This window comes from Sphingobium sp. CFD-2, assembly GCF_024611135.1.
Lineage (GTDB): Bacteria > Pseudomonadota > Alphaproteobacteria > Sphingomonadales > Sphingomonadaceae > Sphingobium > Sphingobium fuliginis.
Genome location: NZ_CP084405.1, coordinates 1,732,797 through 1,747,472 on the forward strand (window position 1 = coordinate 1,732,797; position 14,676 = coordinate 1,747,472).

A 14,676-nucleotide genomic window follows, 5' to 3' on the forward strand; every position below is an offset into this window, starting at 1 on the left:
CCGCCTGCGACCCAAAATCACTGGATAATAGACGAAAGGCGGGAAAATCGCGGCGTTGTCAAAAGATGCCCTCGCGCTTTCCTTATCGGTTAAATCCGATCATTGATCAAATAGGCAAGATATAGCAAGTAGGCACTCACAAACATTCCACCCTCGAACCGCGAAATTTGGCGTCCGCTGATGAATACGGGAATGCAGGCCAGCGCGACCCCCAACATGACCGGGATGTCGACCCGGATCAGTTGCGCGCTGACCTCGATCCCGTTCGACGGAAACAGGCAGGCCGCGCCGAGAATCACCAGAATATTGTAAACGCTGCTGCCGATCAGATTGCCGATCGCGATGTCGCGCTCGCCACGAATCGTCGAAATGATCGTCGTAACGAGTTCAGGAGCGGAAGTACCGATCGCAACGATCGTCAGTCCGATAAAGGCGTCCGATACGTTCCACAACCGGGCAAGCGCGACCGCACCATCCACCAGCCAGTTGGCGCCCACGACGATCACGACGAGGCCGATGGCCAGCATCGCCATTGCGGAGAAACCGTGGCGGCGGGAAAAGCGCGGCGCCGCGAATTCCCGCGCGAACTCCAGCTTCACCGTGATGCTTTCCCGCCGGGCGACGCGAATGACGGTCAGCGTGAAGGCCATTCCCATCGTGATCAAAAACAGCCCCTCAAGGCGCGAGAGCACACCGTCCCAGGCAAAGACGAGTAGCGCGGCCGACGCGATGACGATGACAGGCAGTTCCAGACGCAGCGTCTGCATCCGAATGGCAAGTGGTTGCAGCATCGCGCTGAGGCCGAGGATAAGGAGGATGTTGACGGTGTTGGTGCCGGCGATGTTGCCAACCGCGAGCGAGCCGTTTCCCTGGAGCGCCGCCTCGATCCCGACGGCGAGTTCGGGCGTGCTCGTTCCCAGCGCCACGATCGTGAGGCCGATGAGCAGCGGCGAAACGCCCAGCCGCGCGGCCAGCGCCGAGCCTCCCCTCACCAGCCACTCCGCACCAGCGATCAGGGCGGCGAGCCCCATGAGGCTGGAAACGATCGCCAGCGTCATCCGGCCGGGTTCACCTTGCGCCTGGCGGGATCGGGTACGAGGAGGACATCGCCCGGGACCGCATCAAGGATCTTGCGCGCCGTACTGCCGATCATAGCCTCATAGACGAGGCCACCGCCATGGGTTCCAACGACCGTCAGGTGACGTGCGGCATTTTCCGCACGGTCGCGAAGCAGCGCTTCGGGAACCCCGTGCTCGATCATGCGCGTGACGTTCCGGGCCGCCACATCAGACAGTCCCGCTTCGGCAAGGAACTTGTCGGCCGCAGCCTCGCCATAACCCTCGAATTGCCGTTCGATTTCCGATCGGCCGAGATAGCCCGCGAAGGGCACATCGTAGGCGTGGAAAAGGGAGATAGCCGCATCGGGAAAAAAGCGGACGGCGGTCTCCAGAGCGATCCGGGCGGGCGCGGAGAAATCTGTCGCGACCACCATGGCGCGGTAAGGCTCGAAAGCGCGGTCGCGTACGATCAGGATCGGAACGGGCGCCTTGCGGATCAGCCGGTCCACGGTATCGCCGAGCAGCATCCGGGCCAGCGGCCCATCGCGAGCCACGCCGGTGACGATCAGGCCCGCCTCGCCCTTTCCGGCGATATCGAGGACGACCGGTGCCGGCGAGCCGGTTTCGACGTGGACCGAAATGTCGATTGGCGGCGCCTCGCGAACAAGGTCGTGGTAGATGCGATGGCGCGCCGCCCGCACCGGGTCTTCGAGAGGCCGACGCCAGGACGGCAGATCGCCGAGTCGGACGGACAGCATCCCGTCTTCCGGCGGGTTCAGCGCGTGGATGACCATAAGCTCCGCCCGCCATGCCTGGGCTACCAGCAGGGCGCGATCGAAGGCGCGGTCGCAACGATGGCTGAGGTCGGTCGCGAGCGCGATGCATTTAGGGAAACCGTCACGCGTCATGGCATGTCCTCCTGATTATTAAGTTCGCTAAACCAGCCCAGTCGCCGCATCACATGCTTCTCCACCTCCAGCGACAGCATGAGAAGCATGCCGCACGCCACCAGCAACACCCAGTCCGCGAAGCCCAGCGGCTGCGAGTGGAAAATCGCGTTCATGAACGGCGCATAGGTGAAGAGCGCCTGGCCGATGACGAGAACGCCGATCGCGATCAACACGGCGGGAGTACCGATCGCGCCGCGCCATGTCAGGGACGTCATGTGGAGATAGCGGACGTTGAAGAGGTAGAAGATCTCCGCGATGATGAACATGTTGACGACCATGGTGCGCGCCATCTCCAGGCTCCGGCCTTGCGCCAGAACATGGAAAAAGATTCCGAGAGTGACGGCCGCGAACAGCACAGAGACGAGAAGGACACGCCAAAGCAGGAACGGCGAAAGCAACGGCGCGCCGCGCTCCCGTGGCCGGCGCAACATCGCACCGGGTTCCGTGGGCTCGAACGCCAGCACGAGGCCGAGCGTGGCGGCGAGGACGAGGTTCACCCAGAGGATCTGCGTCGCCGTCATCGGCAGCGCGAAGCCCAGCAGGATCGCCAATACGACCGCCAGTGTTTCACCGCCGTTCGTAGGGATTTCCCAGGAAATGACCTTGCGAATGTTGTCGTAGACCGTTCGGCCTTCGCGAACGGCGCTGACGATCGAGGCAAAATTATCGTCGAGCAGCACCATGGAAGCCGCTTCTTTCGACGCTTCGGTGCCCTTGATGCCCATGGCGACCCCGACGTCGGCCTGCTTGAGGGACGGCGCGTCGTTCACGCCGTCCCCCGTCATCGCGACGATCTTTCCCTGAGCCTGCAGCGCACGGACGATCCGCAATTTATGTTCCGGGCTGGTCCGGGCAAAGACCGAGACATCCGCGACCGCTTGCTCCAGTTCGGTGTCCGGAAGCTTTTCCAGTTCCAGCCCGGTCAGCACGCGCGGGTCGTCGGCAAGGTCGAGTTGCCGGGCGATCGCCAGCGCCGTCGCCGCATGATCGCCAGTGATCATCTTGACGCCGATTCCGGCGGACCGGCATTCGGCGATGGCGTCCTTGACCTCCGCACGAGGCGGATCGATGAAGCCGACAAGGCCCAGGAGGCACACGCCAGTCGAGAGATCTTCGAACGAGATCCGTTCGCTGCCGGCAGGCATTTCCTTCGCGCCGAAGGCGAGAACGCGCTCGCCATCGCTTCCGGCGGTAGCGATGGAACTCTCCCAATAGGAACAATTGTCGGGCGCGGTCATCGCCAAGAGCGCTTCGGGCGCGCCCTTCACGAACAGCAAGCGCGTGCCGTTGGAACCCCGGCAGAGCGTCGCCATGAACCGATGCGCGGCGTCGAAGGGAATCTCGTCGAGCCGCTCCCATTCCGCCCGCTCCTGCTCCGGATCGATGGCCGCCTTCATTGCCAGGGCGAAGAGGGCCCCCTCCATCGGATCGCCCTCGACACGCCATTCCGCACCGACCTTGCGCAGCGCGGCATCGTTGCACAGCAGCCCGCAGCGGATCAGTGGCATCGCATCGGCCATAGCCTCTGCCTGGTCCCCGGACCCGACGATCCGGATTTGACCATCGGGAACATAGCCGGATCCGCTCGCGATCATCGTATGCCGCTCGGTGATGACGCGGCGGGCCGTCATTTCGTTGCGTGTGAGCGTGCCGGTCTTGTCGGTGCATATCACCGAGGTCGCGCCGAGCGTTTCGACGGCCGGGAGCTTTCGGATGACGGCGTTGCGCCCCGCCATCCGCCGCACGCCGATCGCGAGAGTAATCGTGATGACCGCCGGCAGCCCTTCCGGCACGATCCCCACGGCGAGCGCGACCACGGCGATCAGCGCGTCGATCCAATCGTAATTCCGCGCCAGAACGGCAAAGGCGAACAGCGCAAGCCCCCCCGCGAGTACGAACCAGGTGAAGCGCCGGGCAAAACCGTCGATCTGCTTCAGCAGCGGGGTTGCCAGTTGTTCGACCGACTGGATAAGCGAACTGATCCGTCCGATCTGCGTGCGAGATCCGGTGGCAACAGCGAGCCCGCTTGCGTGCCCAGCCGCAACCATCGTGCCCGAAAAGGCCATATTACGCCGATCCGCCAAATCGGTCTGCTCGGGCAGCACCGCTTCCTGCTTTTCGGCAGCCACCGATTCGCCCGTCAGCAGCGCCTCGTCGATAAGCATTCGCCGCGCATGGAGAAGCCTGAGATCGGCGGGAACGCGATCACCGGCCTCGATCATCACGAGATCGCCGGGCACGATCTCGCGGACGGGAATCGTTTGCCTCACGCCGTCACGCACCACGCTGGCCTTGGGCGCGATCATCTGCTGGATGGCCTCAAGCGCCTGTTCAGCCTTTCCTTCCTGGATATGCCCGATCACCGCATTCACGATCACGACGGCGACGATGACCACCGCGTCGATCATGTGATCGAGCAGCGCTGCGGCCAATGCCCCGGCAAGAAGCACATAGATCAACGTGTTATGGAATTGCGCGAGGAACCTAAGGAACACATTGCGACGCGCCGACCGGGGTAGCGCGTTCGGCCCAAAGCGGGCCGATTGCCGATCCACCTCCGGAGAAGAGAGACCCGCACAACCGACGTCGAGTGCCGTGGCAACTTCGCTGGTTGACAGCATATGCCAGCGCACTTCGGAAGTTTCCATGGGTCCTGACATCAAATCTCTTTCGTATTACATCAAACCATCTCGTGTTGAGCATGCGGAGCGAAGACCGTGCGGACCGGTTTCATTCCCGGCCCGCGGTTCCGCGCTTGCGTGCCGCCGATTGAATGGGCTTCAATGCGCAAACAGCAGCGGCAGCGGCGCGCCAGTGAGCAGGTCGCGCGTGACGCCGCCCAGGATCATCTCGCGCAGGCGAGAGTGGCCATAAGCGCCAAGCGCGAGCATCCCGGCGCCACGCCGGTGAGCCGCTTCGACCAGCGCCTCCGCATCCGACACGTCACCGCCCTGGATGGGAACTACGGTCGACGTAAAGCCATGCCGGGCGAGATGGTGGGCGACATCGGCTCCCGGTTCGGAACCGTGGCCCTGGACCGTCGGCTTCGCATCGAGGATGAGTATATCGATCCTTGCCCCAGGCGCCGCGAACATGGTCGCGTCGCGCAGCGCGTGCGTCGCCTCGCGGGTCGCATTCCAGCCGATCGCCAAGTGATCGATGGCGGCCGGTTTATAGCCGGTGGGCAGGATCAGAACGGGACGCCCAGATGCGAACAGGCAACGCTCAAGCGTATCACGTCGAATTGGCGGATGGTCGTAATTGTCCGAAGGACCGAACAGGACGAGGTCGGCATAACGGGCATAGACCGCGGTCTTGGCGAAGATCACCGCCGGCTGGTCCGAAATCGTCCTCACCTCTACGTTCGTGGAGCGGGCGAGCATCGCGATCCGCTGCTGCTTCGCCTCCACCGCTTCAGTATAATCGGGAAGAAGTACATAAGGCAGTGCAACCGTCAGGGCATAGTCGCTCGCGGGGAGAGCCGACAGCACGACGATGGCAAGGCTGGCGTCGTGGAACTCGGCAAAGGCAAGCGCATCGCGCAAAAACCGCTCGTCCTTGTCTCCGGTATCGACGACGGCGAGAATGTCCTTGATAGCCATATGTCCCTCCAGCTTTGAGCTATTCCTGCTACCCAGCGCCGTGATGGGATTCATTCGGGTGTTATACGTAGCCGACCGGCGCCCCCTTCCATCTGCCGGGCCAGCGCATCGCCAAGCAGTGCGCCAAGAGTGATCGCGTTACTGGCATGCGAGATACTTTCGGTCGTAACCATGCGGCAGCCGACTTCCCTGAGCAAAGCCTCGGCACCAGCCGCGAAGAGGCCGTGAACAGCCAGGCAGATCGGCGGAGGGAAGCCCTGGTCGATGATCTCGTGCGCGGCGTTGGCAAGGGTGTGTCCCGACGAAATCACGTCATCGACGAGGATCGGCGTGCGGCCTTTCCATGCCCCCAGGTCCGAGGCCGCGATAAGGACGTCCCGATCACCGCGCCGCGATTTCGCGAAGACCGCATGGGGCGCTCCGATAAGCCTGGCGATTGCGCCCGCCCACTGCTCGCTCTCGCTGTCGGGTCCTATGATGAGCGGTGCATCGACATTGGCCCGGACCCAGTCCGCCAGAAGCGGAGATGCCGCGAGCGAAGCCGTCTCCATCGAATAGATCTCCCCCAGATCCGCGTAGCGGTGGAGATGCGGATCGACGGTCACGAGCCCATCGAACTCGGATGAAAGGAGCTGGGCGAACTGGCGGGACGTCAGCGCTTCGCCATCCTTGAACCGCCGATCCTGTCGCATATAGGCAAGATAAGGCGCCACGAGATGGACCGACCGCGCCCCGCTCTCGCGCAGCAGCCTTGCAGCAAAGAGCAGCCGCATGATCTGGTCGTCGGGCCGCGCGAGCGTGCATATGACGGCCACGGCTGATCCCGACACCCCGGAGCGGAGCCGGACATAGCTCTCCTGATCGGGAAACCGGCGAACCTCGAGCGTGCCTGTCGCCCACCCGGTATGTTCCGCGATGGATGCGGCCAGCCGTTCGTTCCCGGGCATGGAAAACAGCATCGCCGTCATGGCACGATCGCAAGCATGTCGGCATTGGCGGCGGCGTAGGTCAGCGCATAAGCCATTTCACCCTGCGACTGGGCGTGGAGGGTCAGCAAAGGCTGGCCAGCGATAACGTCGTCGCCCAGGCGAACATGAAGAAGCATGCCCGCGGCCGGCGAGTCGGGCGCGCCCGCCAGCTTCGCAAGGCGCGCTATCCGGCGATTGTCGATATGGGTGACGCGGCCGCTATGCGCCGCCAGGATCGGATGGGTGAGCCTGGCCGTGGGCGGGGTGCGCATGCCGCCCTGGGCCTGGCATATCCTTTGGAACCTGTCCCAGGCGCTGCCGTCGGCCAATGTGCGTTCGGCGCGCGCGCGTCCCTGGCCTTCTTCCGCGACCTTCCCGAGTTCGAGCACCACGCCGGCGAGCGTGCAGGCGCGGTCCCGAAGGCCCGGCGGAGCATCGGCATCGCCTGTCAGCACCGCCAGCACGTCGCGCGCCTCCAGGGCGGGCCCGATCGCCCGGCCGACGGGCTGGGTGCCATCGGTCTGGACACAGCGGATAACAAGGCCAAAACGGGCGGCGACGGCGCCAAGCGTGGCTTCCAGCCGTTCGGCCGCCGCGACGCTGCGCACCTTGGCGGTCGGCCCGATCGGAATGTCGAGCACCACATGGGTCGCGCCCGCCGCTATCTTCTTCGACAGAACGGAGGCGATGAGCTGCCCCTCCGTATCGATGTCGAGCGCGCGTTCCACGCCGATGAAGATGTCATCGGCGGGACTGAGGCAGACCGCGCCGCCCCAGGCGAGGCAGCCGCCCTCGACCGCCACCACGCGCTGCATGGCGCCAAGGTCGAGATCGACCCGGGTGAGCGTCTCCATGGTATCGGCCGTTCCCGCCGGGGACGTGATCGCCCGCGACGACGTCTTGGGCATGGTCAGACCGCAGGCGGCAGCGATGGCGACGACGATCGGGCTCGTGCGGTTGCCCGGCAGACCGCCAACGCAATGCTTGTCGACGACGATCTCGCTCGGCCAGCGCAAACGGTCGCCGGCCTCGACCATCGCCCTGGTGAGATGGTAGGTCTCGTCCTCGTCGAAGGGAAGCGTGGCGGTAGCCGTGAGGAAGGCGGCGAGGTGCACATCGGCATAGCGGCCCGCCACCACGTCACCGACGATGCTGGTCAGCGCGGCCCCGTTCAGCCTGTGTCCGTAGATGCGCTGGCGGACGCAGGCGATCGATTCGAGGGGCGGCGCATGACCGACCTGGACAACGGTTCCCTCCTCCACGCCAAGCGCGACCCAGGCCGCTTCGGACAGACCGATCTCGTCGCCGGCCAGGAAGTCGCCCTCCACCTGATAGAGCGTGGCCGCGATCGGCTGGCTGCCGTTGCGGATATAGACCTGGGTGTGCGCGGCAAGGCCCTCGGCATGGCACACCGGGCTGTCGGTCCGCATGATCGCGACCAGCTCATGATGCGTGTGAAGGCGCAGCCGGCGCGCGCGCGCGAACGATGGTTCCGCCGGTTCGGAACTCCCTATATTCGGATGGAATTGCTGCGCATCGCCCGGAATATCGCTGGAAACCCCGATCACGTGTCGATCACCACCTTCAAGGCATGAGTATCGGCTGCGCGCGCGAACGTCTCATACGCCTCCAATATGTCCGACAACACGAAACGATGGGTGACGAGCTGTTCGGGCCGCAGGCGCTTGGCCTCGACCGTCTTCAGGAGCATCGGCGTGCTGACGGTGTCGACGAGCCGGGTGGTGATGGTGATGTTGCGCGACCAGAGTTCCTCCAGATGGAGGTCGACCTTGGCGCCGTGGACACCGACATTGGCAATTACCCCGCCGGGCGCGACCAGTTCTTCGCATAACGCGAATGTCGCAGGGATCCCGACTGCTTCGATAGCCGTATCGACCCCCTTGCCGTCGGTGAGCTCTCGAACCAGGCTCACGACCGGATCACGTCCGCTGTTGAACGTGTCCGTCGCGCCGAACTTGCGCGCGACGGCGAGGCGATTGTCGTCGAGATCGATCATGATGATCCGGGCCGGTGCATAAAATTGCGCAGTCAGCAGGGTCGCCAGGCCGATCGGTCCAGCGCCGACGATCGCGACGCTGCTGCCCGGTGCAACCTTCCCGTTCAGGACGCCGCACTCATAGCCCGTCGGAAGAATGTCGCTCAGCATGACGAGGGCATCCTCATCGGCCCCCGGCGGGATCGCGTGAAGGCTGTTGTCGGCATGGGGGATGCGCACGAATTCGGCTTGCGTGCCATCGATCCTGTTGCCCAATATCCAGCCGCCCTCGACGCAATGCGAATACATGCCGCGCCGGCAATATTCACACCGGGCACAAGAGGTGATGCAGGAGATCAGGACATGATCTCCGGGCTTGAAGGCTCCAACCGCGGTTCCGACCTCCTCCACGATCCCGACACCCTCATGTCCGAGGATCCTGCCCGGCTCGCACGTCGGCACATCCCCCTTCAGGATGTGCAGGTCGGTGCCGCAAATGGTGGTCTTCGTGATCCGCACGATCGCATCGCCGGGTGCCTGCAAGGCCGGCCTCGGGCGATCCTCGAGACTCTTCTCGCCGGGGCCATGATAAACGAGAGCTTTCATGATCTCCTCCGTTCAACCGTTAGACGGGTTCGCCAGTCAGTGTACGAAAACGATCGGCAGGCGCTGATGATCGATCAGTTCCCGCGTCACGCCGCCAAGCACGAACTCGAGTGCGCGCGAACGCCCATAGCCACCGATCACGAGCACATCGGCTTTCTGCTCCACTGCGTAATTCTGAAGGACAGCCGACGTATCCTTACCGGATGAGCTGATCGGACAAACGCCGCCGCTATGGCCATGTCGCGCGAAAAGGCGGGCGATCTGGACACCGCCCCGGTGCTCCCCGGATTCGACACCCGGATCATCGACAATCGCAACGTCGATACGGGCATCGGGTTCGGCCAGATTGAGAAGCGCCCTCGCGGCGCGGAACGATTCAAGTGATGCGTTCCAGCCCAATACGGCGTGATCGATGGGACCAGGATTCCAGGAGGCCGGCAAAATGACCGTCGGCACGCCCGTAAACAGAAGCGCCTCGGAGATACGGCGCCTCAAGCCATCCCTTTGCCAGCGCCCGACACCCGGAATCAGCGCGATATCCGCGTACTGGCCTTCAGCCTTCACGAGACCGGGTATCAGCCCGCTGGCCTCGAACACCGAGTGAACCTCTACTTCGATCGCGGTATTCCTGGTTCGTTCGCGAACGGCCGCCAGATGTTCGTCGCGCTGGTCCTCGGATACCGTGATGGCCTGCGCGAAAGCCATCGCATCAGCCGCCGCGGCGAATGCGAGATTTTCGGTCACGACGACGATCGTAAGCGCCGCTTCATGCATACCGGCATAGGCAAGCGCCTGATCAACGGCGGTCAGGGAATGCTCTGCACCGTCCACGACGACGAGCACATGTTTGATCTGTGAAATGCTGCTCATGATCGCATCATGGCCCCGGCCATTGATGACCGCACTCCGTAACTTTACAGAGGCACCGCGTGACGCGCACTCGCCCCTGGGGCCGTGAAGAGGGCGCTTCGCGGCGAGTGCATACTCAAGCCTTCGCGTAGTTCGATGGCACCAGGACGGCCGCTCCAACAACGGCGCCACTGCGCAACCGCTCAAGCGCGACATTGGCTTGAGCCAGCGGAAAGACCGTCGTCACGGATTTGACGTTGGCTTTCTGCGCGATCTCGAAAAAGCTTGTGCCGTCTTCGCGGGTCAGATTAGCCACCGATGCAATGGTTCGCTCACCCCAGAGGTCAGCATAGGGGAACGACGGAATGTCGCTCATGTGGATCCCTGCGCAGATCACCCTGCCTCCCTTGTGGACTGCACGCAGCGCGCGCGGAACAAGATCACCGACGGGGGCAAAGAGGATCGCCGCATCGAGTTCCACGGGCGGGTCATCCTCCGATGATCCGGCCCAGGCGCAGCCGAGTGATCGCGCAAAAGCCTGTCCCTCGTCGTCTCCCGCCCTGGTAAAGGCATAAACCGCCCGGCCCTGCCACAGCGCAATCTGGGCGATGATATGCGCGGCGGCGCCAAATCCGTAGAGACCGATCCGCGTTCCCTCCCCCGCAGCGCGCAGGGACCGCCAGCCGATCAGCCCGGCGCACAGCAAGGGCGCGGCTTCTTCATTGGAAAAGGCGTCGGGTATCCTGAAGCAGAAGCGAGCGTCCGCAACCGTATGGGTCGCATAACCGCCATCCCGGGTGCATCCCGTGAATGCGGGACTATCGCACAGATTTTCATGACCTGTTCGGCAATAGTCGCAATGGCCGCAGCTATGTCCGAGCCAGGGAACGCCGACGCGATCACCGATCGCGACATCGGCGACCCCTTCCCCCGCCGCAACAACGATGCCGACAATTTCGTGCCCGGGAACGATGGGGAGGCGGGATTCGATCTCCCCATCGACGATATGCAGATCGGTTCGGCAGACGCCGCAAGCAGCGACCTCGATGAGAAGCTCGCCTCGACCAGGCGTTGGAACCTGTCGCGCAACGAGCCGCAGCGGCGTGCCGACCGCTTCGAGCTGCATCGCGAACATCTCGGTCATAGTGATTTCTTCGCCTGTTCGCGCCGCGGGGTCACGCTGCCGACGCGGCACGCGCCGCCATGCCCTGCGCCATGTTCGACAAGGCTTCGGCCATCTTGACGCCCAGGGCAGGATCTACCGTCGAATCAGCGATGGCGCGGCGCATCGCGTCACACCACTGATCCGCTGTCTCACCAGTGATCGGCAGGCGCGCATGGGCCGACATCATGCAAACGCCAGGGTGATCATCAAACCAATCTCGCGGTCCGCCCAGCCATGCGTTGAGAAAACCGGCAAGCGAAACGCGCATCGGCCCCAACTCCGGGGCGTGTAGCGCACGCAACTCCCGATAGGCGTCCTCCTGATCCATCAGATCATAGAAGCGGTCTACGATATTCCGGACGACGACGGCCCCTCCAACCAGATCATAGGGCGCCTGCTGTTTCTGTTCCGCTGCTGTCACACGTTTCTCCTGTTATGCTGCGCACTCCCTTTTGGTCGAGCGTCGTTTCAAATGCGCTTTCCCACGCCCGTCAGCCTGGCAAGCGCGCCAGTCAGCGCATGTTCCCGCAGGGGCTTTTCCAGAACCTGGGCGAACCCCTGCGCCAAGGCACGCTCGGTCAGTTCGGCCGATGGGAACGCGGTGATGAGTATGGCTGGACCCGGCCAGCCACGTTCGCGCAGGCGGCAAAGCACCTCGATGCCATCGCTCTGCTCCAATCGAAAATCAGCAACGAAGCAGCAGGCATCCCCCGATAACGGATCGTCCAGAAGCGCCGCACCAGCCGCATAGGCCCGGACGTCAAAACCCTGCGCACGAAAGAGAAGCTGCAGTGAACGGCGAACACCGGCGTCATCCTCGACCAGAAGAAGACGCGGGCGTTCCCGCAACGGGGCCGCAATATTCTCGCCTGACATCTCACACCATCGGCCCAGCGGCATTGCTGGTCCCTCGGACGATGTCAGGAAACGATCCCCGGGTCGCTACGTAAGTGTCCCGATCCTCAGCCCGTGATCCCCGCGGAAAACGCGATACGGAGCGCCTCCGACAGGCTGCGAACGCCCAGCTTGGTCATGAGGTTGGCGCGATGCACCTCTACGGTGCGCGGCGAAATCCCAAGATCATAAGCGATCGTCTTGTTTGGCAGTCCTCGCGCAAGCCCCTTGAGCACATCCTGTTCGCGCCCGGACAGAGCGGCGATGCGGATCGTTGCGTCGGCGGCGCGGGTTGCCCTGCCTTCAACGTCGGCAAGCCGTTCGAAGGCACTTTCAATAGCCGCGAGCAACACCGCCTTCTCGAACGGTTTCTCGATGAAGTCGACTGCGCCGGCCTTCATCGCGCTTACAGCGATCGACACATCGCCATGCCCGGTCAGGATGATGACGGGCATCGCGATACCGCGTTCGTTCAATTCCTTTTGGACTTCGAGCCCATCCATCTGAGGCATACGCACATCGAGGAGAATGCAGCCCTCGGCCGCGTTCCTCACGTCTTTCAGAAATTCAACACCGGAGGACCAGGTTTCGACCGAGAAACCTGATTTCTTGAGCATGAAACCGGCAGATCGACGGATTGCATCTTCATCGTCGACGATGTGGACGATCCGCTTATCCTCCATAAGATTGCTCCCTATCTGCCCTGACCAGTGTGAAATGGAATTGCGTGCCGCCCCCTTCCGCAGGCTCCATCCAGATGCGCCCGCCATTGGCTTCGACAATCGTTCGACAAATCGAGAGACCCAACCCCATGCCGTCCGACTTGGTGCTGACAAAGGCCTTGAAGAGCTGGGCAGCGACCTCGGGGGCCATTCCCGTGCCGGTATCGGACACCGTGACACGCACAAAACCCGCCTGGTCGGGACCGGTGCGGATGGTGAGCACAGGCCTGGCGCGCGCATTCATGGCCTCGACCGCATTGCGGATCAAGTTCACGAGGACCTGCTGGATCTGGACCTTATCGACGAGGACCGTCGCAGCTTCGTGATCGATGTCCATGCGGGTTTCGATCGATTTCTCGCCCGCGCCCATCAGGCCGAAGGCAGCCGCTTCGTTAATGAGGTTGGGCAAGTTCTCGACAGTCTTCTCGACCTCCCCCCTGGCAACGAAATCACGCAAACGGCGCACGATATGACCCGCGCGCATCGCTTCCCCCGCGGCGTCTGTCAGCGCCTCCCGGATGTCGGGCAGATCATCGGGATCTGGCTGGTCGAGCAGGTCCCGGACCGCTTCGAGATAGTTGGCTACGGCGGTGATCGGCTGATTCAGCTCATGGGCGAGCGTCGACGCCATCGTCCCCATCGCGCTGACGCGCGCGACGTGGATCAGTTCGGATTGAAGCTGCTCTAGCCGCTCCTGTGTCCTTTGGCGATCCGTCAGATCGCGAATGAAGCCGGTGAACAGCCGCTGGCTCTCGCCGGCCGCTTCTCCAACCGACAACTCCATCGGGAAGGTCGTCCCATCCTTTCGCAGTGCAAAAACCACGCGTCCGATCCCGATGATGCGCCTCTCTCCTGTACGCAGATAGCGCTCGAGAAAACCGTCATGGCGTTCGCGATAAGGCGAGGGCATCAACATGCTGACATTGGAACCCAGGACTTCCTCCTGAGTGTAACCGAACAAACGCTCGGCCGCCGTGCTGAACGACACCATCGTGCCGCCTTCATCGATGACGATCATTGCATCGGGGACCGTCGACAAAATCGAACGAAGATGCGCTTCACTGTTGCGAAGAGAGCTCAGCGTTGCTCGCTGGTCGGTGATGTCGTGGACAATTGTCGCGAAACCGCCCAACGATCCGTCGGGTTTTTTCAACGCGGTGATGGAAATGTGAGCCAGAAACTCACTGCCATCCTTACGAATCTGCCACTCGTCGATCTCGATCTTGCCACGGTGTTGTGCTTCGGCAAGCAAGGACGTCGGCTTGCCGCTGGCGACGACATCGGCCGGATAAAACCGATCTGTAAGCTGGCCGGCCATCTCGGCCTCTGTCCAGCCTTTCAGACGCTCGGCGCCCCCGTTCCAGATCGTGACCCGTCCTTCAGCATCGAGCATATAGATCGCATAATCTTCCGCCCCATCGATGAGCAGGTTCAGTTCTGCGGCCAGCATCCTCGTCCCGTCCGCGAGATCGCGAGCGCGTGAGAGAGTACGATGGTGATTCCGCCAAAGCAGAGCCATGGCGGCGAGAAACAGGAACAGGGCAACCCACTGTTCTGCCACGGTCGGCCAACCGTCAACGATTGCGAGCGTCGTAAGGGTAACGAGCGTGACGCCCGCCAACACCACGATATCCGGCCTGAGCGCCACGAGCACCATACCGGCCACGCCGAGAGAGACGAAATAATGAACGCTCTCGTCGATCTGCCGGCCAAGCTGCCATCGTGTGACCACCGCGATGACGGCGATAGCCAGTCCCGCAAGGGACGCGGTCAAAAGCCGGGCATGGATCGAACGGTCAACCAGTGGCGCAATGGCACCCGCTTGCCATGAATGGAGGAATTTCCCGGATCGCGGAGCGGTTTTAA

At 63.1% G+C, this 14,676-nt stretch carries 13 protein-coding genes; all 13 read right to left on the minus strand.

Annotated features, from left to right (window positions below; genetic code table 11):
* Nucleotides 1–89: 89 nt before the first annotated feature.
* Nucleotides 90–1,058: a calcium/sodium antiporter gene (locus tag LDB29_RS08320; protein WP_030090329.1), complete on the minus strand. Its 969-nt coding sequence runs from the start codon at nucleotides 1,056–1,058 to the stop codon at nucleotides 90–92.
* Complete coding sequence (locus tag LDB29_RS08325) at nucleotides 1,055–1,966, minus strand: universal stress protein (protein ID WP_021246219.1); 912 nt, start codon at nucleotides 1,964–1,966, stop codon at nucleotides 1,055–1,057. The genes LDB29_RS08320 and LDB29_RS08325 overlap by 4 nt, the downstream gene beginning before the upstream one ends.
* Nucleotides 1,963–4,656, minus strand: coding sequence for an HAD-IC family P-type ATPase (locus tag LDB29_RS08330; protein WP_162849038.1), 2,694 nt, complete (start codon nucleotides 4,654–4,656; stop codon nucleotides 1,963–1,965). The genes LDB29_RS08325 and LDB29_RS08330 overlap by 4 nt, the downstream gene beginning before the upstream one ends.
* A 132-nt stretch (nucleotides 4,657–4,788) precedes the next feature.
* The gene (locus LDB29_RS29380) at nucleotides 4,789–5,103 is read right to left on the minus strand and encodes a universal stress protein (protein ID WP_373886340.1); all 315 of its coding nucleotides are present in this window, start codon (nucleotides 5,101–5,103) and stop codon (nucleotides 4,789–4,791) included.
* Nucleotides 5,104–5,660: 557 nt separating this feature from the next.
* Entirely contained in the window at nucleotides 5,661–6,578 is a 918-nt protein-coding gene (locus LDB29_RS08340) for a ribose-phosphate diphosphokinase (protein ID WP_051749578.1), read from the minus strand.
* Entirely contained in the window at nucleotides 6,575–8,092 is a 1,518-nt protein-coding gene (locus tag LDB29_RS08345; protein ID WP_030090324.1) for a thymidine phosphorylase family protein, read from the minus strand. Before LDB29_RS08345 ends, LDB29_RS08340 begins: the two co-directional genes overlap by 4 nt.
* Before the next feature lie 50 nt (nucleotides 8,093–8,142).
* Nucleotides 8,143–9,180, minus strand: a complete 1,038-nt coding sequence (locus LDB29_RS08350; RefSeq protein WP_013846844.1) for a zinc-dependent alcohol dehydrogenase family protein — start codon at nucleotides 9,178–9,180, stop codon at nucleotides 8,143–8,145.
* A 36-nt stretch (nucleotides 9,181–9,216) separates the two neighbouring features.
* Nucleotides 9,217–10,050, minus strand: a complete 834-nt coding sequence (locus LDB29_RS08355) for a universal stress protein (protein ID WP_013846845.1) — start codon at nucleotides 10,048–10,050, stop codon at nucleotides 9,217–9,219.
* Nucleotides 10,051–10,165: 115 nt separating this feature from the next.
* The gene (locus tag LDB29_RS08360; RefSeq protein WP_013846846.1) at nucleotides 10,166–11,173 is read right to left on the minus strand and encodes a zinc-dependent alcohol dehydrogenase family protein; all 1,008 of its coding nucleotides are present in this window, start codon (nucleotides 11,171–11,173) and stop codon (nucleotides 10,166–10,168) included.
* Nucleotides 11,174–11,204: 31 nt separating this feature from the next.
* Nucleotides 11,205–11,615 carry a group II truncated hemoglobin gene (locus tag LDB29_RS08365; RefSeq protein WP_013846847.1) on the minus strand — a complete coding sequence of 137 codons (411 nt, stop codon included), beginning with the start codon at nucleotides 11,613–11,615 and terminating at the stop codon, nucleotides 11,205–11,207.
* Between the two features lie 47 nt (nucleotides 11,616–11,662).
* On the minus strand, nucleotides 11,663–12,094 hold the full coding sequence (locus LDB29_RS08370; RefSeq protein ID WP_013846848.1) for a response regulator transcription factor: 432 nt from the start codon (nucleotides 12,092–12,094) through the stop codon (nucleotides 11,663–11,665).
* A gap of 62 nt (nucleotides 12,095–12,156) precedes the next feature.
* Nucleotides 12,157–12,771: a response regulator transcription factor gene (locus LDB29_RS08375; protein ID WP_013846849.1), complete on the minus strand. Its 615-nt coding sequence runs from the start codon at nucleotides 12,769–12,771 to the stop codon at nucleotides 12,157–12,159.
* Nucleotides 12,761–14,584 carry a PAS domain S-box protein gene (locus tag LDB29_RS08380; protein WP_013846850.1) on the minus strand — a complete coding sequence of 608 codons (1,824 nt, stop codon included), beginning with the start codon at nucleotides 14,582–14,584 and terminating at the stop codon, nucleotides 12,761–12,763. Before LDB29_RS08380 ends, LDB29_RS08375 begins: the two co-directional genes overlap by 11 nt.
* Nucleotides 14,585–14,676: the final 92 nt, after the last annotated feature.